Source organism: Streptomyces sp. NPDC041068, assembly GCF_040647455.1.
Classification (GTDB): Bacteria; Actinomycetota; Actinomycetes; order Streptomycetales; family Streptomycetaceae; genus Streptomyces.
In genome coordinates, this window is record NZ_JBEZCG010000027.1 from 19,133 (window position 1) to 41,064 (window position 21,932).

At 71.9% G+C, this 21,932-nt stretch carries 18 protein-coding genes; 15 read left to right on the forward strand and 3 right to left on the reverse strand.

Annotated features, from left to right (window positions below):
* Positions 1-244: 244 nt before the first annotated feature.
* Entirely contained in the window at positions 245-454 is a 210-nt protein-coding gene (locus tag AB0B50_RS40830; protein WP_362341870.1) for a hypothetical protein, read from the reverse strand.
* A gap of 388 nt (positions 455-842) precedes the next feature.
* On the opposite strand from AB0B50_RS40830, the gene AB0B50_RS40835 reads away from it, so the two are divergent.
* The 8 genes from AB0B50_RS40835 to AB0B50_RS40870 all read left to right on the forward strand — a co-directional run bounded on the left by AB0B50_RS40835 (position 843) and on the right by AB0B50_RS40870 (position 11,945).
* The gene (locus AB0B50_RS40835) at positions 843-1,580 is read left to right on the forward strand and encodes a helix-turn-helix domain-containing protein (protein WP_362341873.1); all 738 of its coding nucleotides are present in this window, start codon (positions 843-845) and stop codon (positions 1,578-1,580) included.
* A 69-nt stretch (positions 1,581-1,649) separates the two neighbouring features.
* Positions 1,650-3,095, forward strand: coding sequence for a CoA transferase (locus AB0B50_RS40840; protein ID WP_362341876.1), 1,446 nt, complete (start codon positions 1,650-1,652; stop codon positions 3,093-3,095).
* Between the two features lie 181 nt (positions 3,096-3,276).
* Entirely contained in the window at positions 3,277-4,470 is a 1,194-nt protein-coding gene (locus tag AB0B50_RS40845; protein WP_362341879.1) for a CoA transferase, read from the forward strand.
* Positions 4,471-4,597: 127 nt separating this feature from the next.
* Positions 4,598-5,767 carry an acyl-CoA dehydrogenase family protein gene (locus tag AB0B50_RS40850; RefSeq protein ID WP_362341881.1) on the forward strand — a complete coding sequence of 390 codons (1,170 nt, stop codon included), beginning with the start codon at positions 4,598-4,600 and terminating at the stop codon, positions 5,765-5,767.
* Complete coding sequence (locus tag AB0B50_RS40855; RefSeq protein ID WP_362341884.1) at positions 5,767-6,906, forward strand: acyl-CoA dehydrogenase family protein; 1,140 nt, start codon at positions 5,767-5,769, stop codon at positions 6,904-6,906. Before AB0B50_RS40850 ends, AB0B50_RS40855 begins: the two co-directional genes overlap by 1 nt.
* A 138-nt stretch (positions 6,907-7,044) precedes the next feature.
* On the forward strand, positions 7,045-9,780 hold the full coding sequence (locus AB0B50_RS40860) for a BTAD domain-containing putative transcriptional regulator (RefSeq protein ID WP_362341887.1): 2,736 nt from the start codon (positions 7,045-7,047) through the stop codon (positions 9,778-9,780).
* Positions 9,781-9,882: 102 nt separating this feature from the next.
* On the forward strand, positions 9,883-10,473 hold the full coding sequence (locus AB0B50_RS40865; protein WP_362341890.1) for a hypothetical protein: 591 nt from the start codon (positions 9,883-9,885) through the stop codon (positions 10,471-10,473).
* 161 nt (positions 10,474-10,634) lie between these two features.
* Complete coding sequence (locus AB0B50_RS40870) at positions 10,635-11,945, forward strand: MFS transporter (RefSeq protein ID WP_362341893.1); 1,311 nt, start codon at positions 10,635-10,637, stop codon at positions 11,943-11,945.
* A 31-nt stretch (positions 11,946-11,976) separates the two neighbouring features.
* Here AB0B50_RS40870 and AB0B50_RS40875 read toward each other — a convergent pair whose 3' ends face one another.
* Both AB0B50_RS40875 and AB0B50_RS40880 read right to left on the reverse strand, forming a co-directional pair.
* Complete coding sequence (locus AB0B50_RS40875) at positions 11,977-12,981, reverse strand: 2-dehydropantoate 2-reductase N-terminal domain-containing protein (protein WP_362341896.1); 1,005 nt, start codon at positions 12,979-12,981, stop codon at positions 11,977-11,979.
* 70 nt (positions 12,982-13,051) lie between these two features.
* The gene (locus AB0B50_RS40880) at positions 13,052-14,302 is read right to left on the reverse strand and encodes an ATP-dependent carboxylate-amine ligase (protein ID WP_362341899.1); all 1,251 of its coding nucleotides are present in this window, start codon (positions 14,300-14,302) and stop codon (positions 13,052-13,054) included.
* A gap of 194 nt (positions 14,303-14,496) precedes the next feature.
* Between AB0B50_RS40880 and AB0B50_RS40885 the strand changes: the two genes are divergently transcribed.
* From AB0B50_RS40885 to AB0B50_RS40915, 7 genes are all read left to right on the forward strand, one after another.
* Positions 14,497-15,183: an ATP-binding protein gene (locus AB0B50_RS40885; RefSeq protein ID WP_362341902.1), complete on the forward strand. Its 687-nt coding sequence runs from the start codon at positions 14,497-14,499 to the stop codon at positions 15,181-15,183.
* Positions 15,184-15,188: 5 nt separating this feature from the next.
* Positions 15,189-15,890, forward strand: coding sequence for a response regulator (locus tag AB0B50_RS40890; RefSeq protein ID WP_362342039.1), 702 nt, complete (start codon positions 15,189-15,191; stop codon positions 15,888-15,890).
* A 240-nt stretch (positions 15,891-16,130) separates the two neighbouring features.
* Positions 16,131-17,504, forward strand: coding sequence for an LLM class flavin-dependent oxidoreductase (locus tag AB0B50_RS40895; RefSeq protein WP_362341905.1), 1,374 nt, complete (start codon positions 16,131-16,133; stop codon positions 17,502-17,504).
* Between the two features lie 9 nt (positions 17,505-17,513).
* Entirely contained in the window at positions 17,514-18,683 is a 1,170-nt protein-coding gene (locus tag AB0B50_RS40900) for a pyridoxal phosphate-dependent aminotransferase (protein WP_362341908.1), read from the forward strand.
* A complete protein-coding gene (locus tag AB0B50_RS40905) occupies positions 18,673-19,647 on the forward strand; it encodes a 3-methyl-2-oxobutanoate hydroxymethyltransferase (RefSeq protein WP_362341911.1) in 975 nt (324 codons plus the stop codon). The genes AB0B50_RS40900 and AB0B50_RS40905 overlap by 11 nt, the downstream gene beginning before the upstream one ends.
* Positions 19,644-20,969: a diaminobutyrate--2-oxoglutarate transaminase gene (gene ectB / locus AB0B50_RS40910; RefSeq protein WP_362341914.1), complete on the forward strand. Its 1,326-nt coding sequence runs from the start codon at positions 19,644-19,646 to the stop codon at positions 20,967-20,969. The genes AB0B50_RS40905 and ectB overlap by 4 nt, the downstream gene beginning before the upstream one ends.
* On the forward strand, positions 20,966-21,931 hold the full coding sequence (locus AB0B50_RS40915; RefSeq protein ID WP_362341917.1) for a diiron oxygenase: 966 nt from the start codon (positions 20,966-20,968) through the stop codon (positions 21,929-21,931). Before ectB ends, AB0B50_RS40915 begins: the two co-directional genes overlap by 4 nt.
* The last annotated feature ends 1 nt before the right edge of the window (position 21,932 follow it).

Here is a 21,932-nt window from a genome sequence, read left to right on the forward strand (position 1 = left end):
AGCACCCGACCGAACAAGAAGCGGACCGATCCGCAGGTGCGATCGCTGACCCATCAAACAGACCCGGGCGGCGAGGTGCGCGTTGTTCCTCTCTCCGGCGCCCTCGCGGCGGCGTCCGTCCGGTCGTGAGTTGCGGGTGATGCTCCGCGACCAGACGGACGCCAGGCGGGAGCCGTGCCGTCGGCGGCGCAGCATCCACGACGTGATCGGGCGGGTACAGATCAGGCGGAGTCCTTGGCGACCGTCAGCGGAGCAATTGCACCGTGGCCAGGGCAGTAAGACCGGCACCGTCGATGAAGTCCAAGTTCCTAAGATCCACGAGAACATCCGGTGCCGGGCCGTCGACCAGCAACAGCAGGGCGCTGGTGAGTTCGGGAGCGGTCAGAATGTCGATCTTTTTGTGCAAGTTGGCCGGTGTGGCCGTTCCACGTCCGTGCGCGGTCAGCGGGGACATGTCTTGGCAGTCGGGCATCATCTCCCTGATCTGGGTCGCCGTGTGAAGGCAGAGGCATCAACTTGGATCGAGGGCTGTTACGAGGTGGTGGATGCCTTGAGCGGCGTGTGTCAGACTCGCGCACGTAATGCCCGTAGCGCACACAACGCACACGGTCGATTTGTCCCAATGCGGCTGTGCGGGGCGCTGACCTGCGACTCCTTTCACGCGATTCCGTTCCACATGTTTCGCGATGACGCATCACGTGGAGTGCGTGGCGATTCTGGAGCCCGTGGGAAAGGGCCACTGACTCGCTGTTGCTTCGGCGCCCGAACGACGCATGTGACGCAGGTTCCCGGGCCGTGTCGGCGAGCGGTCGGCGACGCGCGGAGCGACGAGGCGGGGTGGGATGAGTGAGCGCGGGCGGCGGCGCGGGCACCGTACGGTGGATCGGGTCGCGTGGATTTTGGAGGCTGCCGCGCGGGCGCCGGGCGGGGTGACCGTGGCCGAGTTGGCGCGGACGCTCGGGGCGCCGGCGAGTTCGGTGCAGGATCTGGTCAACGGGCTTGTCGCGACCGGTTTTCTGCTGGAACAGCACCGGCGCTTCCGGCTCGGGCCCGCCCCGCACGTCCTCAATCTCATCGCGGGCCGGGTCGTCCCTCGGATCAGTCAGGCCGAGCTCGACGGACTGAGCCGCGTCGCGGGTACCCCGGTGCTGCTCACGGTGCGGGTCGGGCTCGATGCCGTGTACGTCGCGCGCGGTGGCGAGGACCACATCCCCCGCCTCGTGCCGCTCGCCGACCAGCACGTCGCCCGGCCGCTGCTGCGCACTGCCGCGGGCCGTCTGCTCCTTGCCTTCACCGACGAGGCGGAGCGCCGAGGACTGCTCGACGAACTCGCCCGCCACGACCCCGAGGGAGTCGCCGAGTTCCGCCGCGCCCTTCCGGCCATCCGCGCGTCGCGGATCAGCCGCAGCGAGGGGCTCGCCAACACCGAGGTCAGTGCGCTGGCGATCCCCGTCACCGAAGGCGGCGTCGTCACGGGGGCCCTCGCCCTGATGCACCGGCGTCACGGCCGCTCGGAGCGGCCTCGCCTGGACCGGGCGGCGGCCCGGCTGCTCGCGCACATCCAGGAGAAGCGGACCTGACCTCCGCATCGATTCACGGATATCCGTGAATCCGGGCGCTCGTGCGGCGCCGGGAACGAACATCCCGGCATGACTTCGCACCCGCTGACCACGACCGGGACGATCTCGCCGACCTCTGTCGGCGAGATCGTCTCCGGGCTCCTGCACGCCCTCGGCGACCTCGATCCGGCCCGGGGAGCCGAGGACGTCACCGTCGTCGGGGCCGATCCCCTGGTGCCCTCGGTGCACCGCCTCGCCGATGCCATGTCCGCCGCGATCGGTGTCTTCGGGCGGCAGACGGCGGCACTCGGCGAACAGCGCGGTCACCCGCACCAGAGGGTGGAAGTGCGGGCCGAGGCCGCGATCGACCAGCTCATGGCGACCTACCGCACGACACTCTCGGGGCGACCGCTCGGCGCTCTCCTCGACGATCCGACGCTGCTCGGCAACAACGACTTCTACCGGGCCCGCGACGGCCGGTGGATCTTCATCATCACCACCTATCCGCATCTGCGGGACGCCGTCGCCGCCGTGCTGCGCTGCCCGCTCGACAAGGTGGGGATCGCGCGGGCCGCAGCCGACTGGGACGCCTTCACGCTGGAGGAGGCCATCTGCGCGCGGGGTGGCGTCGCGTGTGCCGTGCGCACCCGCGACGAGTGGCTCGCGCATCCCGCCGGGCGGTACGTGGCCCAGCGCCCGGTCGTCGAGATCGAGCGTGTCGGTGACGGGCCCGTCCGGCCGTTGGGGCCGATCGGTGCGGCCGACGAGGCGCTCGCGGGCGTACGGGTGCTCGATCTCACCCATGTCATCGCCGGTCCCGTATCGACGCGACTCCTCGCCCAGTTCGGCGCCGACGTGCTGCACCTGTCGCGTCCCGACCGCCCCGACCCGATCCCGATGATCGCGATGACCGGCGGCGGCAAGCGCAACGCCTACTGCGACCTGCGTGACGATCATGACCGTGCGGCTTTCCACGACGCGCTCCAGGACGCGGACGTCTTCGCGCACGCCTACCGGGGGCTTGCCCGGCACGGGGCGTCGACCGAGGAACTCGTCCGGCGCCGCCCCGGACTGATCACCCTCGAATACCACGCCTGGGGCGCCGAAGGACCCTGGGGCGAACGCGGTGGGTTCGACCAACTCGCCTGCTCGGCAACCGGATTCGCCGTCGAGGAGTGGACCGACCGGCCGTCGCTGCCGCCGACGTACCTGCTCAACGACTACCTCGCCGCCTACCTCGGGGCCGCCGCCGTCGCGACGGTCCTGCGCCGACGTGCGACCGAGGGCGGCTCCTGGCGGATCCGCGTGACCTTGGCCGGAGTGTGCCACTGGGTGCGGGAACTCGGCCTCCTCGCGTGGGAGGACGTGCGTGACCTGCCCCGCCCCGGGCGCGTGCCCCTCGCCGAACTGTCGGCCACCGACACGGACTTCGGCCCGCTCACCGAACCGGCGACGCCGTTCGCGTACAGCGGGCGCCCGGTCCCTCAGCCCGGTCGGCGCTCCCCGCTCGGGTCCGACGCCCTCCAGTGGCGCTGAGCGCTCCGCAGGACGGCCGGTGCGCCAACCGCGGGTCGGTCGTGGCTGGTCGCTCCCCCAAGCTCTCAACTCCGTTCGAGCAGGGGGCACTCCCCTCGCGGCGGAGCCGCACATCGACACAGCCCCGCGCCCCTTCGGGGCGCGATCCCGAACCCCCCTATGCCCCAGGAGGCACCAGGAGATGTCCCAGAAGCCGAGCGGCCCGTCCGGCCGCGGACTCCTCGCCGGAGTCCGCGTCATCGAACTCGCCAGTGTCATCATGGCCCCGTACGCCGCACAGCAACTCGGCGACCTGGGCGCGGACGTGATCAAAGTGGAGCCGCCCACCGGCGACATGACACGCCACTACCCGCCACGGCGCCACCCCGGCATGGGCGGCCCGGCACTCAACCTGAACCGCAACAAGCGCAGCGCCGCCATCGACCTCAAGGCCCCGCACGGCCGCGACGCCCTGCTCGCCCTGCTGCGCACCGCCGACATCCTCATCACCAACCTGCGCCCGCAGGCCCTGGAGAAGCTCCGCCTCGGCTACGACGAGGTCGCCGCCGTCAACCCCGGCCTGATCTACGCGAGTGCCCAGGGCTTCCGCAGCGACAGCCGCTACGGCACCCGCGCCGCCTACGACGACATCATCCAGGCGGCCAGCGGTCTGGTCTGGCTCAACCACCAGGTCTCCGGCCGGCCCCACTATGTGCCCACGGTCCTTGCCGACAAGATCTGCGGCATGCAGATCGTCCAGTCGGTCCTGGCCGCGCTGCACTACCGGGAACACGGCGGCACCGGACAGCACATCGAGGTCCCCATGGCCGACACCATGCTCGCCTTCAACCTCGTCGAGCACCTGGGGGCGGCCGCCCTGGAGACCGACGGGGAGTTCGGCTCGGCCCGCTCGCTCAGCCCGCAGCGCCGCGCCCTGCGCACCGCCGACGGCTGGATGTGCATCCTGCCGCACAGCGACCGCAACTGGCGGGACTTCACCGCCTTCGTCGGCCGCCCCGAACTGGCCGCCGACCCGCGCTTCGCCACCGGACCCGAGCGGGCCCGCAACGCCGACGCGTTCTATCCGCTGCTCGCGGAGTTGACGCCGCGGCACACCAGCGCCGCATGGCAGGAGTTCTGCGACCGGGCGGGCATCGCCGCCGCCCCGGTGCTCGACCTGGAGTCCGCCGCCACCACCGCCTACGCCCAGGAGGGCGGCCTGCTGCGCCGTGCCGAGCATCCCACCGAGGGTCCCTACCGGGTCATCGGCCGCCCGGTCCGTTACTCGGCCGACCCGGAGCCGGAGCCGCGGCCCTGCCCGCGCATCGGCCAGCACACCGATCAGGTGCTCCGTGAAGTCGGCTTCGACCCTGCCTTGCTGCACCCCGCGAACTGACCGAGTTCCCGTACCTAGTTCCCATAGCGGGTTCGCGTACTGAATGCCCGTACTGAATGCCCGTACTGGATTCGCGTACCGAGAAGAAACGCATCGCCCATCCACCAACCCCGGGAGCGGATGAACCATGTCTCCTTCGACGCTTTCACCGAGCGCCTTCCCCGATGTCGTCCTGCCCGAATCCACCCGTCGGCTTCGCCGCGAGGTCCGCGCCTTTCTCGACGAGGAGCGCGTCCGCGGCACCGTCCTCGGCCGTCCCGACTCCTGGCTGGCCGGCTGGGACCCCGGCTTCAGCCGCCGCCTCGCCGAGCGCGGCTGGGTCGGCATGGCCCTGCCCACCGAGTACGGCGGTGCGGGCCGCGGCTTCCTCGAGCGCTACGTGGTGATCGAGGAACTGCTCGCTGCCGGCGCCCCGGTCAGTGCCCACTGGGTCTCCGACCGGCAAGCGGGACCGTCCGTCCTCCGGCACGGCACCGAGGAGCAGCGTCGCTTCTTTCTGCCGAGGATCGCCGCCGGGCGGTGCTTCTTCTCCATCGGCATGAGCGAGAAGAGCAGCGGCTCCGACCTGGCCTCGGTCGCCACCCGCGCCGAACGCACCGCCGACGGCTGGCGGTTGACCGGCACCAAGATGTGGACCGGCGGCGCTCACGTCAACGACTACGCCATCGTCCTGGCCCGCACCGACGACGCCGAGGACAAGCACGCGGGGCTCAGCCAGTTCGTCGTCGACCTGCGCGCGCCGGGCGTGCGGATCGAGCCGATCCGGCTGATGAGCGGCGAGCACCGCTTCAACGCCGTCCATCTCGAAGGCGTCGACGTCCCCGACGGCATGGTGCTCGGGCAGCGGGGCGACGGCTGGCAGCAGGTCACCGGCGAACTCGCCTTCGAGCGCAGCGGCCCGGAACGCTACCTGTCCACCTTCCCCCTGCTCGTCTCCCTGCTGCGCGAACTGGAGAGGGGCTCGGTCACGGCCGAACAGCTCACCCGGGTCGGCATCCTGACGGCCCGTCTGCACAGTGTCCGCCGACTGTCCCTCGGGGTGGCGGCCGCACTGGACGCGGGTGCCTCGCCCGACATCCAGGCCGCCCTGGTCAAGGACCTCGGCACCCGTCTGGAGGGCGCGCTGGTCGACGCCGTCCGCAGCGTCCTGCCGACCCCGGCCGATCCGCACGCCACTCCCGGCAGCCACCCCGAACTGCTCGCCTTCGCCCTGCTGCACAGCCCCGGCTACACCCTGCGCGGCGGCACCAACGAAATCCTTCGCGGCATCATCACCCGAGGTCTGGAGCAGCACTGATGAACACCCACACGGCAGCACCGATGAACACCCACACGGCAGCACCGATGAACACCCACACGGCAGCATCGATGAACACCCACACCATCGACACCAGCGCCCCCGTCATCTCCGCCGACGCCTACGACACCGCCGCCTTCCACGCCGCCGCGGACGCCATCGCCACCGTCACCAACACCACCGCTCCCGACGCCGTGGCCCTCCCCTCCGAAGACGCCTCCACCGCCGAACTCCTCGTCGCCGCCCAGGAGGCAGGGCGCCGCGCCGTCCCCGCACCCCTCGCCGAGACCGCCCTGGTCGCCCGCCCGCTGCTGCGCCGCGCCGGACTCGCCGTCCCCGACGGCCCGCTCAGCTACGCGATCGCCCCCGAGCTGACCATCCGTTACGCACATCCGGCCGCCTCTCCCGTCGGCTCGGCCGGTTGCCTGGGCGACGACGACACCCTGCTGGTGACCGGTACCCTGCGCCGCGTTCCCTGGGCCCGCGCCGCCACCGCGGTTCTCGTCCTGGCCACCGCCCCCTTCGGCCCCGTCCTGTTCACCCTCACCCCCGACCAGGCCGTCCTCACCCCCGGGGGCAACCTCGCCGAGGAACCCCGCGACGACCTGCACCTCGCCGCCCTTGAGGTCCCCGCGTCGCAGGTCCGCCGGATCGATGCCGAACTGCTCGACGAGGCCGGGCTCCGCGCGGCCCTGGCCCGCTCCGCCCTGATCGCCGGTGCCGCCGAACGCTGCGTCGACCTGACGGTCGCCCACACCACCGCACGCACCCAGTTCGGCCGTCCGCTCGGCCGCTTCCAGGCCGTCAAGCAGGAAGAGGCGCGGCTGGTCGAGGAAGCCGCCGTGGTCCGCGCCGCGGTCCAGGCCGCCGCCGTCCCGCTGGACATCGGCGGCCCCGACGCGCACTTCGCCGTAGCCGCCGCCAAGACCCAGTCAGCAGCCTCGGCCGCCGAGATCGCCCGTATCGCCCACCAACTGCACGGCGCCATCGGCATCACCCTGCTCAACCCGCTCCACCTCGCCACCACCCGCCTGTGGTCCTGGCGCGACGAAGACGGCGACGAGACCTACTGGGCCCGCCGCCTGGCCCGCTCCCTCACCGCCGGCACGCTCTGGCCGTCCCTCACCGCCACACCCTGACGCCTGGCCCTTGGCCCGCGTCGCACGTCCAGGGGCGCCAACCATCACAAAGCGCCCGAACTGGCCGGTAATTCCTGGCGATACCCTCGTTGCCCCCGCCCTTCTGTTTCCGTCGGCCCGCCTGGAGAGTGCACGCACATGGAGTTCCAGCTCCTCGGAACCGTGGCGATCAACGGCGGGGCAGGGCCCGTGCCGCTCGGGCCCGCCAAGCGGCGGAGTCTGCTCGCCATGTTGTTGCTGCGCGCCCCGGCCGCCGTCTCCGTCGACACGCTCACCGAGGCGCTGTGGGAGGACGAGCCGCCGCAGCACGCGCGCACCGTCATCCAGGGGCACGTCTCACGGCTGCGTGCCCTGATCGCCGAGGCGGGCCTGGACGCGTACGGCGTCGAACTGACCACGCAGGGGCGGGCGTACGCGCTGCGGCTGCCCGAGACGCTGCTTGACGTGCGCCGTTTCGAGGAACTTGTCGCGCTGGCCCGGCAGCAGAGCGAGCCGGCCGACACGGCGCTGATGCTGCGCGAGGCGCTGGCTCTGTGGCAGGGGCCCGCGCTCGGCGGGATCAACGGCACGGCCCCGCTGCTCGCCGCCGCGAACGCGCTGGAGGAGAGCCGACTCGCCACGGTCGAGCAGCTGGCGGCCACCTGTGCGGCGCTCGGCGAGCACGACCGGGCGGTGGCGCTGCTCGGCAAGGAGGCCGCGACGCACCCGCTGCGCGAGACGCTCATCGCCGCACTGATACGGGCGCTGTACCGCGCGGGCCGCCAGTCCGACGCCCTGGAGCGCTATCACCGCACCCGCAAAGAACTCGCCGACACGATGGGCGTCGACCCGGGGCCCGCGCTGCGGGAGGCGTACGAGGAGGTCCTTGAGGGGACGGCCGGGGGAGGGCGGGACGAGAGGGGCGAGGAACCGGCAGCCGAACGGACTCCGGTGCGGGCCCCCGCCCCCGACCTGTTGCCGCGCCCGCCCCGCGGATTCCGCGGTCGTGCCCCCGAGCTCGCCGCGCTGACCGGCACCGCCACCGCCTCCGAGGCCCCCATCGCCCTGGTCGCGGGACCCGCCGGGGTCGGCAAGACCTCGCTGGTCGTGTACTGGGCGTACGCGCACGCCGACGCCTACCCCGACGGCCGGCTCTTCGCCGATCTGCGCGGGCACAGCGGCACCGATCCCGCCCAACCGGCCGATGTCCTCAGGGAGTTCCTGCTCGCTCTCGGAGTCCAGGCCCCGGCCGTGCCCGACTCGCTCGACGCCGCGGCGGCACTGTTCCGGTCCATGGTCAAGGACCGGCGGCTGCTCGTCGTCCTCGACAACGCCAAGGACTCCGCCCAGGTCCGTCCCCTGCTGCCCGGCGGTCCCTGCTGCGCCACCGTCGTCACCAGCCGGACCCGGCTCGACGCCGTCATCGCCTCGGACTGCGCGACGCCGATCCCCGTCGAGGTGCTCGACGAGGACGACGCGGCCCTGCTGCTCACCGAGGCGCTCGGCCCCGACGCCTCCGACGGGCGCGCCGTGCGCGAGGTGGCCCGGCTGTGCGACGGCCTGCCGCTCGCCCTGCGCATCGCCGCCGCCCGGCTGAAGGGCCGTCGGCACTGGACGGTCGCCGACCTGGCCGTCGAACTCTCCGACGAGGGCGCCCGGTTGACACTCCTGTCCGCCGAGGACACCGGCGTCGAGGCCGCCCTGCGCGCCTCCGTCGCCCGGCTCGCGCCCGCCGACGCCGGGCTGCTCGGTGCGCTCGGCCACTCCTTCACCCGGGAGAGCGACGCCCACGCCGCCGCGGCCGCCGCCGGCATCCCGGTTGCCGAGGCTCGCACGGGCCTGGACCGGCTCGCCGCCGCGCACCTGGTCCAGGAGGCCGCGCCCGGCCGCTACGCCCTGCACGACCTCGTACGGCTCTACGCGCGCGGACTGCCCCGCGCCGAGGAGGCCGACGCGGTCACCCGGCGCCTCGTCGACCACTGGCTGCGCGCCCAGCACGCCGCCGTGAACGTCTTCGACCCCGGCGGCTCGCGGACCGTGCCGCTGCCCGAGGGGCTCGAAGTTGGGCTACCCGTACCGCGGTTCGCCGACTGCGATGCTGTGTTCGGCTGGTTCCTCAAGGAGCAGGAGTCACTGGTGGCCGCCGTCTCGGCGGCTGCCCGGCTCGACGACGAGGACCGCACCTGGCGGATCGCCGCCCTGTTGTGGCCGCTCGTCCACGGGCGGCCACACCCCGGCTGGCAGCTGCCGCTGGGCGTCGCCCTCGCCGCCGCCGAGCGGATCGGCAGCACTGAGGGCATCGGCTGGCTGCGGGCCGTCACGGGCATGCTGTTCGTGGAAACCGGGCAGTTCGCGCGCGCCGAGACCCTGCTGGCCGGTGCGGTGGCTCCGCTGCGCAGCTTCGCACCCGAGGTCTCCTGCCAGGTCCTCGTCCTGCTCGCCATCGCCCGCCACCGGCACGGCAACCCGGCCGGCGTGCTCGACGCGCTGGCGGACGCCGTGCGCGACGCCCGCACGGCCGACCATCCGATCGCTGTCACCCTGGAGCGCTACCACGCCGCCCATGTCGCCCTGACCCAGGACGACTTCGCGGCGGCAGCCGAGCACATGGCCCGCTGCCTCGACGCCATCCCCGACAGCGAGATCGCCGGATGGCGCCCGCTCATCTGGGAGTCGTACGGCATCGCGCTGCACCACGGCGGGCGGCACCAGGAGGCCCGCGACGCCCTGCTCGCCGCTGTCGCCGCCAACGAGGAGGAGGACCTTCCAGCCCGTACGGTGCGCGCCCTGGCCCGGCTCGGGGAGATCGCCGCGGTGCTCGACGGGCCGTCGGGGGAGGCCGCGTACCTGGCCAGGGCGGAACAGGTCGAGAAGTCCCTGGCGCGACCCCATTGACCTGCGACGACGTTGCGTTAGTCAGGTGTTAGTGGAACGGCAGCGCGACGCGGCAGGCTGAGGCCGTACACCACGACAAGCACCATTCGGGGGAGCATCACCATGCGTACAGTCCCGCGCAAGAAGTCCACGCTCGCCGTCGCCGCCGTCGCGGCCCTCGCCCTCTCGCTGACTGCCTGCGACGACGGCAGTGGTACGAAGGACAGCGGCGCCGCCGACTCCGCCAAGTCGGCGACCGCCTCGGCGGCGCCGGGCAAATCCGCGGAGCCGAGCGGCAGTTCGGCGTCCACCGGCGGCAATCCCGCGGCCGGCGGCGACAAGAACGACACCGGCTCCGCCGACTCCGGCGGCGCCTCTCAGCAGGACGGCACCAGCACCGGCGCCGACGGCGACGGCGTCAACACCGGAGGCGGCGAGGGCACGTACACCGGCACCCTCACCTATCTCGCCGACCACAAGATGATGGTCGGCGACCAGGCCTTCCTCGTCGAGGACAGCACAGCCATCCTCGGCGCCGCGGCGATCTGCGGGGCCCCGGACGGCAGCGTCTCCGCCGACAACACCGGCGCGGGCACCCTCAAGTGCACCTACGACGACCTGGTGAAGGCCGCCAGGATGGGCACCGTCAAGGTGAAGGTCCTCAAGGACCCGGACGGCATCGCCGTGAAGGTCGCCGAGATCTACCACCCGTGACCGGCAGCCGACATCGAGCTCCCTGGCCGGTTCCCGGCCTTCCTTGTCGGCCGACGGACACTGCGTGGACCGTGCGGATCCCGGTCTAGGCTTCAGTGAATTCACGGGAGGTGGAGCCGTACGCGGCACCTCGATGACCCCTCGGACGGAAGAGCCTTCTGATGCCCGCTCGTTCGCTCTGGTCCAACCGGGACTTCTCCATCTTCTGGGCGGTGCAGGCGCTGTCCGAGATCGGCAACGCCTTCTCGCTGGTGGCGGTGCCGCTCCTGGTGCTGCACACCACGGGCTCCGCGGCGCAGATGGGTCTGCTGACCGCGGCCGCGGGCGCCGCGGCGCTGCTCACCGGTCTCGTCGGCGGCGCCTGGGCCGACCGCTTCGACCGGCGGCGGCTGTTGATGCTGTGCGACGCCGCCCGCCTGGTGCTCTACGGGGCGATCCCCGTCTGCTGGGCGCTGAGCCCGCAGATCTGGCTGTTGTACGTGGTCATGGTCCTGGCCTCGGTCTTCGAGATGCTGTTCAAGATCACGTACGTCACCGCGGTGCCGAATCTCGTCGACAAGGACCGGATCGTCGAGGCGAACGGACGCCTGGAGGCCACCAACGCGATCGCGTACATCGCAGGGCCCGCCCTGGCCGGTGTGGTCTCCGGGTTCTTCGGGCCCACGGCCGCGGTGGCGATCAACGCGGGCAGCTTCGGGATCTCCTTCGTCGGGCTGCTCTTCGTCAGGCTCAGGACCGCCCAACGGCCGTCGCAAGGCGATCCGGCCGGTGCCACGAAGCGCGCGCACGATCTGCGCACCGGCTTCCGCGTCGGCGCCGCCTTCCTGTGGCGTACGCCGGTGCTGCGGGCGCTGACCGTGCTGCTCACGATCACCACGTTCCTCAGCCTGGGCATGACCGACGTGTTCATCTACCACCTGCGGCACGGTCTGGCGCAGGACGAACGCACGGTCGGCTACGTCCTCGCCCTGGCGGGCGTGGGCACCTGCGTGGCCGCCGCCGCGACCGCCCGGCTGCGGCGTTCCTGGGGGTTCGGCCGCTGCTGGATCGGCTCGATGACCCTGTGCTCGGTGGCGACGCTGGCGCTCGGCGTCTTCGGGTACGTCTCCGTGGCAGCCGTGACGGTCGTCCTGTACTCCTTCGGCATGGCGCTGGCCGGCGTCTGCTCGATGTCCCTGCGGCAGGAGGTCACCCCCGACCATCTGCTCGGCCGCGTCACCTCCGCGTTCTGGACGATCCACGGCAGCCTGGCGCCCCTCGGCGCGGCCGCCCTGACCGCCCTGGTCGGGCATTTCGGTACGCGCGGTCCGCTGATCGGCGTGGCCGTGGTCTTCCTGGCCGTGGCCGCCGCCGCCTCCTTCACGCCCATCCGCCAGCGCCATCCCGAACGCACCGCCGTGCGGCCCGCGAACCCGCCGAGGGTCGCGCCGACACCACCGAGAGCGCAGTCACGGGACGACGCCGAAGCCTGACGGGGGCGACCGGCGGTGCGGCGTCCGGGCCTCAGGTCGAGGTGGCCCCGGCGATGCCCCCGCTCAGCTCCTCGGCCGTCACCTCGCCCGGCTTGCGGCCGAGGCGGGTGCTTTCCCTGGCCGCGTGCTGCAGGGCGGTGTTCGCCGGGGTGGGGATGCCGTGTTCGCGGCCGAGCAGGGTGATCTCGCCGTTGAGGTAGTCCGTCTCGATCGAGCCCGCGCCGCGTGCCAGGCTCTGCCAGGTCGAGCTGTGGGCCGGTACGCCGGGGATCGGCTGGGGGTCGACCGTGCCGCTGCGCAGCTCGGTGAGTTCGGCGCCGCTCGCGTAGGCGATGCCGGCGGCGTCGAGGACCGCGGCGCCCTCGGCCTTGACCCGGGCGACCAGGTCCTGCGCGGCGTCGCCCGAGGCCGAGCCGCAGACGGCCTCGACCACGTTGGCGAGGTTGCCGAGGAGCTTGCCGTACTTCCAGCGCATGACGTCCGCCGCCACCGGGGCGAGGAAGCCGGCCTTCTCCAGGTCGCCCGCGATCCGCCGGGCGGTGTCGTCGGACCCTGCGCCGTATCGGCCGATGACCAGGGCGCCGGTGTGCGGGCCGCAGGGGGCGACGACCTCACCCGGGTTCAGGTGGCTGCTGGGCAGGATCACGCAGACGCCGTACACCTCGCGGAAGCGGCGCAGCGCCAGGCGCTCGTTCTCCACGCCGTTCTGGGCGCACACCAGGGGCAGGCGTTCGCCCGCGGTGCCGCCGCCCACCACGGGGCGCGCGGCCCATGCGTCCAGGGCGGCCACGCTGTCCTGGGTCTTGACGGCGAGTACGAGAACGTCGTCGGCGCGCAGTTCGACGTCCTCGGGGCCCGACACGACCGGCACGTCGAGGGTGAGCGTGCCGGTGGGGACCGTGAGCCGCAGCCCGTTGTCGCGCAGCGCCTCGTAGTGCGCGCCGCGGGCGACCAGGACGGCGGGCAGGCCGCTCTCGTGCAGCCGCCCTCCGATCGAACCGCCGACCGCTCCGGATCCGATGATGATGTAGCGCATTCCGCTCCCTGGCTCCCCGTAGCGGGCTCGATCCGTCGTCACGGGCCGTCGTCACGGGCTTGATCTGTTGTCAGTCGGGGGTCGCGAGGCCGTCCTCGCCGTGGCGTCCTGTCCACCGCACCCCGGCGGCGAACCACCGGGCGAGCTCCGCCGCGTTCCGCTCGACCTCCTGGTCGTCGGCGCCGGTCAGGACGTAGGCCGCCAAGTAGTGGGCGGACTTCACACCCCCCTGGTATGTCGCGCCCACCGTAGCCCGCAGGCGCTCCTCCACCACGAAGGGAGGGGGGTCCTGGGGCAGGGCCGCGAGCGTGCCCCGTTCGGGATAGAAGACGACCCAGCCCGCGCTCCGTCCCGGCGGGACGCCGTGAACTCCCGTGCCGGTCAGGGTCTCCGGGGCGACCTGGGCGCGGAACCACTGCTCGTCGAGGTCGAAGCCGGTGGCGGCGTGGACGGCGGGGGAGGTCAGCGCGCCGCCGGTCCTGCTGCCGACCTCGCACAGCACGAGGCGGTCGTCGGGCGTGTGCCAGACCTCCAGGTGGAAGGTGGTGCACTCGGGGGTGGGCAGCGCGGCGAGGACCTCGCGCGCATGGCCGATCAGCCGTTCCGTCAGCGGGTGTTCACGGCTGAGCTGGGCCGAGCCCAGGTAGATGCCGTCGTGGAAAGACAGACAGTCGTTGAGGTAGCGCGAGACGAACGTGGCCACCGGTGCGCCCGCCGCCACCAGACCGTCCACCACGTACATCTGGCCCTCCACGAACCGCTCCACCTCGGCGTGTTCGGGCAGGCCCTCGGCGAGGAGCCCGGTCAAGTCCGCCGGGCCGCGCAGGACTTGGGTGCCGGTGGAGCCCGAGCCCAGGGCCGGCTTCACCACCACGGGGTAGCCGTGCTCGCGGACGAAGCCGAGCAGGTCGAGGACCACGCGTATCGGGGCGAACTCCGGTACTTCGATGCCGCTTCGGCGCACCAGGTTCTTCATGTGGATCTTGTCCCGGAACGCGAGGGTGCTCGCGAAGTCCTGGCCGGGTACGCCGAGGAGCTCCCGCAGCCGGGCGGCGCGCAGCAGGTCGCTCTCCATGCGGGCGATCACCGCGTCGGGGCGTATGCGCAGGGCGAGGTCGAGGGCGGTCCGCTCCGCCTCGCCGCCCTCGCGGTAGTCGGGGACGCAGACGGCGTCCGGTACGTGACGGTACTGCGGGAATTTGCCCTCGGAGACCAGAAGGTGTGGTCGTACGCCCGTATCGGCGCCCCACTTGTCGTACGGGGTGTCCGCGTAGTCGCTGTCCACAAAGGCCAGAACACGCCGTTCTGCTCCCGATTTCACCGGCACCTCCCAGGAGTCCTGAAAAGCACGCACCCGGGCGCGTGCGGGATCTAAGGCTAGATGCGTGATCCCAGGTCAGGGCGGTCCTCACACATACCCCGGCTTTACCTCGGAAAGATTGTTCTGCTCATTCTGACCGTGTAGGAAGAGCGAGGAACTCACAATCTTCATCTTGCGTATGCACTGGGGGGAAGTTGAAGAACCAACGAATTCTCGCCGCGACGTCACCGGCTCGGGACCACGAACTGGCGAATTACCTGCACACCCTCGCAGGTCTTCTCGACCTTGAAATGTACGCGCTGGCCAGGCAGTTTGTGGCCGAGCTCTCCGGCGACCTCGCGCGGGTCCGGCAGCGCGCGCCCCGGTCCGAGCCACCCCGTGAGAGACCGTCCGAGCCGCTCCTCCACGCCCTCCTCGCCGGCAAGCGGGCAGCCGCCGCGGAGCGGGGTGTCACCCTCCGCTTGGCCGACAAGCCACCACCGTCCCGCCCCGCCGTCGATCCACGCGACCTGGTGACGGTGCTCGGCAACCTCATAGACAACGCGGTCGAAGCGGCCGCCGAGCACCCGGCTGCCGAGCACCCTGCGGCCAAGCCCTTCGCCGAGGTCGGCATGTGGTCGGAGGCCGACGCCACGGTGCTGAGCGTCGCCGACAACGGGCCCGGTGTCCCCGCCGCCCTGCGGGACGCGGTGTTCCTCGACGGCTGGTCGACGAAGGAGGCGCCCTCCCACCGGGGCCGGGGCGTCGGTCTCACGCTGGTCGACGGCGTCGCGCGGCGCTACGGCGGATCGGTCCGGCTCGCCGAACGGCCGGGCGGTGGTGCCGTGTTCACGGTCCGGCTGCCCCGGGATCCCTCCATGACGGCGGGAGTCGCGCTGTGAACACCATGATCGACGTACTGGTCGTGGACGACGACTTCTACGTCGCCGAGGTCAACTCCGCCTATGTGTCCCGCATCCCGGGATTCCGCGTCGTGGGCCGGGCTCACACGGCCGCCGAGGCGCTGATGGCCGTCGAGCGCGGCAGCGTCGATCTGATCCTGCTCGACCACTACCTCCCCGACGAGGACGGGATCGAGCTGGTGCGCAGGCTCCGCAGGCTCGGCCACGAGACCGACGTCATCATGATCTCGGCGGCCCACGGGGCGGAGCTCGTGCGCTCGGCGCTGCGCAACGGCGTCCTGCAGTACCTGGTCAAACCGTTCAATTTCGCGGCGCTGCGGGCCAAGTTGACGTCGTACGCGCAGATGCGGGACCGCCTCGAACGCTTCGACTCCCTGGGGCAGGGCGAGGTCGACGAGATCTTCGGCACGCTCCACACTCCCGTCCAGGCGGAGGTGCCGCCCAAGGGATACTCGGCGGCGACCACCGAGAGCATCCGCGACGTGCTGCGCGGGGCGGGCAAGGCGCTGTCCGCTCAGGAGGTCGCCGACCTCACCGGGGTGAGCCGCTCCACCGCCCAGCGCTACCTCAAGCATCTGCAGGAGCGCGGCAGCGTCCAACTCGCCCTGAAATACGGCGGTGCGGGCCGCCCCGAGCACCACTACGAACCCACGCACGGCGCCTCCCGCACCCGTCGCCCCCACTGAGCGCACCACGAGGACGCCCCGGCGTCGCCAGGCCCCGCATTCCTTCCGAGGGTGCGGGGCCCACGCCGTTCCACCGCTGCAATCGGGCCGTTACCGCGAGGTAATCAAAAGAAGCAGAAGGGGCTTTCCGCGATAAAGCCACAGTGCACGCAGAACCGTGTCCGCACTTCACCGCTCATCTAGTGTCCGTCTCGATCCAAAGCTCCTCACCTGCAAGGACACCGGAGACCTGCAATGGGCGTGACACGCCGTACGCTCCGTCTGGGAGCCTTTCTCCTTTCCCCCGGCTATCACGTGGCCTCCTGGCGGCACCCCACGGCCCCCGCGGACGGCGGCCATGACTTCGCCCACTACCGCGAGCTCCTGCACACCGCCGAGCGCGGCAAGTTCGACATGTTCTTCGTCGCCGACGGCGTCGGCATCCGCACTCCGTACCGCAACGCCGACGACCTGAGCCGATGGGGCCGCTTCCTCCAGTTCGACCCGCTGACGCTGCTGTCCGCCCTCGCGGTGCACACCACGCACATCGGCCTCGCGGCGACCGCGTCGACGACGTACAACGAACCGTTCCACATCGCGCGGAAGTTCGCCTCGATCGACCACCTCAGCGCGGGCCGGGCCGCCTGGAACATCGTCACCTCGGTGACGGACGCCGAGGCGAAGAACTTCAACCGCGACTCCCAGCCCGACCACGGCTCGCGCTACCACCGGGCCAGGGAGTTCATGGAGGTCGTCACCGGCCTGTGGGACAGCTGGGACGACGACGCCTTCGGGTACGACAAGGAGTCGGGGCGTTACTTCGACCCCGACAAGCTGCACGTGCTCGACCACAAGGGCGAGCACTTCTCGGTGCGCGGCCCGCTCAACGTGGCCCGCTCGCCGCAGGGTTACCCCGTGCTCGTCCAGGCCGGCGCCTCCGCGGACGGCCAGGACTTCGCCGCCCGCTGGGCCGAGGTGATCTTCACCGCGGCCCAGACCCTGGACGAGGCGCGGACGTTCTACCGCGGCATCAAGCAGCAGGTGGCCGCCTACGGGCGCGACGCCGACCAGGTGAAGGTGATGCCCGGCCTCTTCCCCGTGATCGGCCGCACGCGCGCGCAGGCCGAGGACAAGTACGCCGCACTGCAGGAACTGGTCGACCCCGTCGTCGGGTTGGGCCTGCTCACGCAGCTCCTCGGCGACATCGACATCTCCGGCTACCCGCTGGACGAGCCGCTGCCCGAACTGCCGCCCACCCAGGGCAGCACCAGCCGCCAGCAGCTCGTCTACGACAAGGCGCGCCGCGAGGGCCTGACGATCAGGGAGCTCTACCAGTCCCTGACCGGCGGCCGCGGCCACCGCATCGTCATCGGTACCCCCCAGGACGTCGCCGACCTCATGGAGGAGTGGTTCACCGGGGAGGGCGCCGACGGCTTCAACGTCATGCCGCCCGTGCTCCCCGAGGGCCTGGACGACTTCGTCGACCTCGTGGTGCCCGAACTGCAGCGCCGCGGCCTGTTCCGCACCGAGTACGAGAGCACCACCCTGCGCGGAAACCTCGGCATCGACCGGCCCGCCAGGGGCGCGGCCGCCGAACTCCCGCTCGGCCCGGGTCCGTTCCACGTTCAGAAGTGAGTACACCTCATGCCGTCGTTCGGTAGAACCCTCCATCAGATACCGCCCTCCCCGCTGGTGACCGTCGACCGGCTGCTGCGCTCCGGCGCGCACGCCGAGCCGGTCCCGCTGCAGCAGGGCAAGACCGTCTTCGAGCCGTGCGCGCGCCCCGGCACCTGGGAGCGCGCGGAGTTCGGGATCGCGGCGCACGAGCACGCGCCGCCCTCCGGAGTGCCTGCCCTGCGCTCGGCGTTCGCCGACGCGGCGAGCGCGCGCCGGGGCACCGCCGTCGACCCCGGGCAGGTCCTGGTCACGAGCGGCGCCACCCACGCCATCGCGGTGACCCTGCACGCGATCCTGACCCCGGGCGACGAGGTCCTCATCCTCTCCCCGCAGTGGCTGTTCGCCACCGGCCTGGTGTGGGCGGCCGGCGGGACACCGCGCGAGGTGCCGGTCTTCCTGGAGCTCAGCGAGGACCCGGACTTCGACTTCATCGCGGAGATCGAGCGGGCCGTGGGCCCGCGCACCCGCGCGATCTACTTCAACAACCCCAACAACCCGACGGGCTTCCGCCTGGACGAGCAGGCCCTCGCCGCCCTCGCCGCGCTCGCCGAACGCCACGACCTGTGGCTGATCGCCGACAACGCGTACGAGAACTACGACTTCAGCGACGGCGGCTTCCTCGACACGGCGACCGTTCCCGGCGCCGCCGAGCGCACCTTCTCGGTGCACAGCTGCAGCAAGACGTACGCGATGCCCGGCACCCGCGTGGGCCATCTGATCTCGCCGCCCGGCGCGGAGGAGACCCTCACCAAGTGGTCGCTGCACACGCTGTACTCGGTGTCCACCGCCGCGCAGTACACCGCGTTCCGTGCCCTCGCCACCCCCGCCGACGAGCTCGCGCGGCGCCGGGCGGAGGCGGAGCGCGCCTGGCACCTCGCCGACGACGCCCTGGAGATCCCGCACACCGGCATCACGGGCGGGCTCTACACCTTCCTGGACCTCTCCCGGTACGGCGACGGCGAGGAGTTCGTGCGGCGCTGCGCCGAGGCAGGGGTGGGACTCGCGCCCGGCCGGGTGTTCGGCGCCCACTGCGACGGCTGGGCCCGGCTCTGCTTCACCGCCGCGCCCGAAGAGCGGGTCGTGGACGCCATCGGCCGTATCAACAAGATCTATTGGGAGGGCGGCCATGACCGTTGACACCACCGTGGCCAGGCCGGCGGCGGCTTCCGCGCTGGCCCCGTACCTGCACAGGTACGACAGTCCGGCACAGCTCGGGCTCAAGATCAACGCGTATCGGGGCTACGAGGTCGAAGGCCTCGCCCAGGCGCTGCGCGCACCGGACCTGCTCGATGCCCCCGTCGAGTGCGTGATGGTCGGCGACTCGTACTTCATGACCCACCTGGGCCGCAGCGGCACCACGCTGACCGGCGCCGACGAGCAGGAGTGGGGCCTTGCCACGCTCACCGGCCTGGTGGCCGAGGTGCGCAAGGCGCTGGACGCCGAATTCCCCGCGGACCGGCGGCCGTTCCTGCTCGCCGACCTGCCGGACGGGACGACGCAGAGCCCCGCCACGGCACGCGTCGCCGCCGACCGCTTCGTCGCGGCCGGTGCGGACGCGGTCAAGATCGAGGTGGCGGGCGAGGGCGAGTTCGACTGCATCGAAGCGGTCGCCGCGACCGGCACGCCCACCCTCGCCCACCTCGGCTACACCCCGCAGAGCGGCGGCCTGACCCGGCACGGCGACGCCCTGGACGGCGCCCTCGCGCTCTTCGCGCAGGCCCGCAGGTCCCGTTCCGCGGGCGGCTGCGGACTGATCGTGGAGATGGTCAGCGAGGCGGTGAACCAGGCGCTCAGCCGCCCGCACCCCGAAGGCCTCCCGCTGTACTCGGTGTTCAGCGGCCGGGCCCGCTGGGGCGGCCAGAGCCTCAACCTGTGGGACGCCGTCGTGCGCCCCGTGCCCGGCGGCCGCTACTTCCCGCCCACCCCGGTGATCGACGCGGCCGAGGTGGCGGAGCGCTACACCCCCGAGCTGATCGCCGACCGCATGCGCGAGCTGGTGCGGCTCAGCCTCGCCGGCTGGTTCCCGCTCTCCCCGCGCACCGCCCTGACCCCCCGTGAGACGGCCGAGATCACCGGCATCGACCCCTGGAGTGCCTCATGACCACCGCCGAACCACTCGCCGCGCAAACGGTGACCCCCGGGTCGGACACGGCCGTCTTCGACGAGCTCGAATCGGCCGTACGCACCTACTGCCGACGCTTCCCCGCCGTCTTCACGCGGGCTTCGGGCCACCGGATGTGGGACGCGGACGGCCGCGAGTACATCGACTTCCTCTCCGGCGCGGGCGCGCTGAACTACGGCCACAACCCGCCCGAGGTGCGCGCCGCCCTCATCGACTACCTGCAGGCCGACGGTCCGGTCCACGGCCTCGATCTGCACACCGGCGCCAAGGCCGCGTTCCTGCACCGCTTCCGCGAGGTGGTGCTCGCGCCGCGCGGGCTCGACCACCGGGTGCAGTTCACCGGGCCGACCGGCACCAACGCCGTCGAGGCGGCCTTCAAGACGGCCCGCAGGGTCACCGGGCGCACCGACATCATCGCGTTCACCGGCGGCTTCCACGGCCTCTCGCTCGGCGCGCTCGCCGCGTCCGCCACCTCGTTCAAGCGCGGGGCAGCGGGAGTGCCGCTCGGCCACGTCACGCGGATGCCCTACGAGGGGTACGCGGGCGAAGGCGTCGACACCATCGACTACCTGACCCGGATGCTCGACGACCCGGGCAGCGGCATCGACCTGCCCGCGGCCTTCGTGGTGGAGACCGTGCAGGGCGAGGGCGGCCTCTCGGCGGCGAGCGCGCCCTGGCTGCGCAGGCTCGCCGACGTCGCCCGCGAGCGGGGCATCCTGCTGATCGTCGACGACATCCAGGCGGGCTGCGGGCGCACCGGCACCTTCTTCAGCTTCGAAGAGGCGGGCATCGTCCCCGACCTGATCTGCCTGTCCAAGTCCATCAGCGGCTTCGGCCTGCCCATGGCCCTCGTCCTGGTCCGCCCCGAGCTCGACCAGCTGGGCCCCGGCGAGCACAGCGGCACCTTCCGCGGCAACAACCTCGCCTTCGTGACCGCCACGGCGTGCCTGGACCGCTGGGCGGAGCCGGAGTTCGCCGCACAGGTGCTGCGCAACGCCGCCGCCCTGGAGGACCGGCTCACCGAACTCGCCGCCAAGTTCGCCGACCTCGGCTGCACCGTCCTCGGCCGCGGTCTGATCCGCGGGCTCGGCTTCACCGACCCGGCGCTCGCGGACAAGGTCTCGCGGGCCGCCTTCACACGCGGACTCCTGGTGGAGACCTCCGGCGCCCGCGGCCAGGTTCTCAAGATCATGCCGCCGATCGTGGCGGACGCCGACGACCTCGCGCCCGGCCTCGCCCTGCTGGCCGAGGCCATCACCGCCGCCGCACAGGACGCCGTAAACGAAGGGGAGTTGAGTTGAGCATCACCGAGCACGAGCACACCGTCGAGGACGGGTTCGACCACATCGACGAGACCGTGCTGCGCCGGATCGCCGACTCCTGGCCCCGGCGCGCCACGATCCGCACCGATCTGGACCAGATATCGGAGCCGGAGGAGTACGACGAGCAGCTGCCGGACTACCCGGAGCGCCTGCTGCCGTTCGCCGAACACCCGCTGTACCTCGCGGCCACGCCCGAGCAGCGCCAGAAGGTCCTCACCATGGCCTGGCTCGTCTACAACGAGCGGGTCATCGCGGCCGAGGAGTACGTCGCCAACCCGACCTTCGCCATGATCATGCACGGCGCCTTCCCCGGTGCCGACGGCGTCCAGCTCAAGCGCGCCGTCCAGCAGACGCACGTGGACGAAGTCTGGCACACGTACATGCACATGATCGCGATGCAGCGCACCCGCGAGGTCCGGCAGGTCACCGGCGAGCCCGCCTACCCGCACACCGTCACCTACCGCCGTCTCCTGGAGGCCGACGCGCAGGTGTCGGAGCGCTGGGAGCGCGACCTGCTGAAGCTGGTGTGGACGACGGTCTCGGAGATCAGCGTCAACGCCTATCTGGAGTTGCTCTCCCGCGACAAGACCGTCCAGCCGCTGCACGCCCTGGTGCCCCGCCTGCACGCCCGCGACGAGTCCGCGCACTCCTCCGTCATGGTCGAGGTCGCCAAGGCGCTGTACGTGCACATGAACACCGAACAGCGCCGCTCCTTCGTCGACTCGCTGCCCAAGGCGCTGCACGCCTTCGTGGAGCAGGACTTCGCGGTGTGGCCCGGCATCCTGAAGGCGGCCGGCTTCGAGAAGGCCGACGAGATCGTCGAGGACTGCCGCCGCCAGGCCGGCACCGGCCTGCTGGTGCGCGACTTCTCCGGAGTACGGCGCATCGTGCGCGAGATGGAGCTCGAGGACCAGGTCGACTTCGACTTCGGGACCGAATGAC

Excerpts from the sequence above, each read along its gene's own strand:
- AB0B50_RS40830 (WP_362341870.1), bottom strand. The coding sequence starts at position 454 with ATGTCCCCGCTGACCGCGCACGGACGTGGAACGGCCACACCGGCCAAC.
- AB0B50_RS40835 (WP_362341873.1), top strand. The coding sequence starts at position 843 with ATGAGTGAGCGCGGGCGGCGGCGCGGGCACCGTACGGTGGATCGGGTC.
- AB0B50_RS40840 (WP_362341876.1), top strand. The coding sequence starts at position 1,650 with ATGACTTCGCACCCGCTGACCACGACCGGGACGATCTCGCCGACCTCT.
- AB0B50_RS40845 (WP_362341879.1), top strand. The coding sequence starts at position 3,277 with ATGTCCCAGAAGCCGAGCGGCCCGTCCGGCCGCGGACTCCTCGCCGGA.
- AB0B50_RS40850 (WP_362341881.1), top strand. The coding sequence starts at position 4,598 with ATGTCTCCTTCGACGCTTTCACCGAGCGCCTTCCCCGATGTCGTCCTG.
- AB0B50_RS40855 (WP_362341884.1), top strand. The coding sequence starts at position 5,767 with ATGAACACCCACACGGCAGCACCGATGAACACCCACACGGCAGCACCG.
- AB0B50_RS40860 (WP_362341887.1), top strand. The coding sequence starts at position 7,045 with ATGGAGTTCCAGCTCCTCGGAACCGTGGCGATCAACGGCGGGGCAGGG.
- AB0B50_RS40865 (WP_362341890.1), top strand. The coding sequence starts at position 9,883 with ATGCGTACAGTCCCGCGCAAGAAGTCCACGCTCGCCGTCGCCGCCGTC.
- AB0B50_RS40870 (WP_362341893.1), top strand. The coding sequence starts at position 10,635 with ATGCCCGCTCGTTCGCTCTGGTCCAACCGGGACTTCTCCATCTTCTGG.
- AB0B50_RS40875 (WP_362341896.1), bottom strand. The coding sequence starts at position 12,981 with ATGCGCTACATCATCATCGGATCCGGAGCGGTCGGCGGTTCGATCGGA.
- AB0B50_RS40890 (WP_362342039.1), top strand. The coding sequence starts at position 15,189 with ATGATCGACGTACTGGTCGTGGACGACGACTTCTACGTCGCCGAGGTC.
- AB0B50_RS40900 (WP_362341908.1), top strand. The coding sequence starts at position 17,514 with ATGCCGTCGTTCGGTAGAACCCTCCATCAGATACCGCCCTCCCCGCTG.
- AB0B50_RS40905 (WP_362341911.1), top strand. The coding sequence starts at position 18,673 with ATGACCGTTGACACCACCGTGGCCAGGCCGGCGGCGGCTTCCGCGCTG.
- ectB (WP_362341914.1), top strand. The coding sequence starts at position 19,644 with ATGACCACCGCCGAACCACTCGCCGCGCAAACGGTGACCCCCGGGTCG.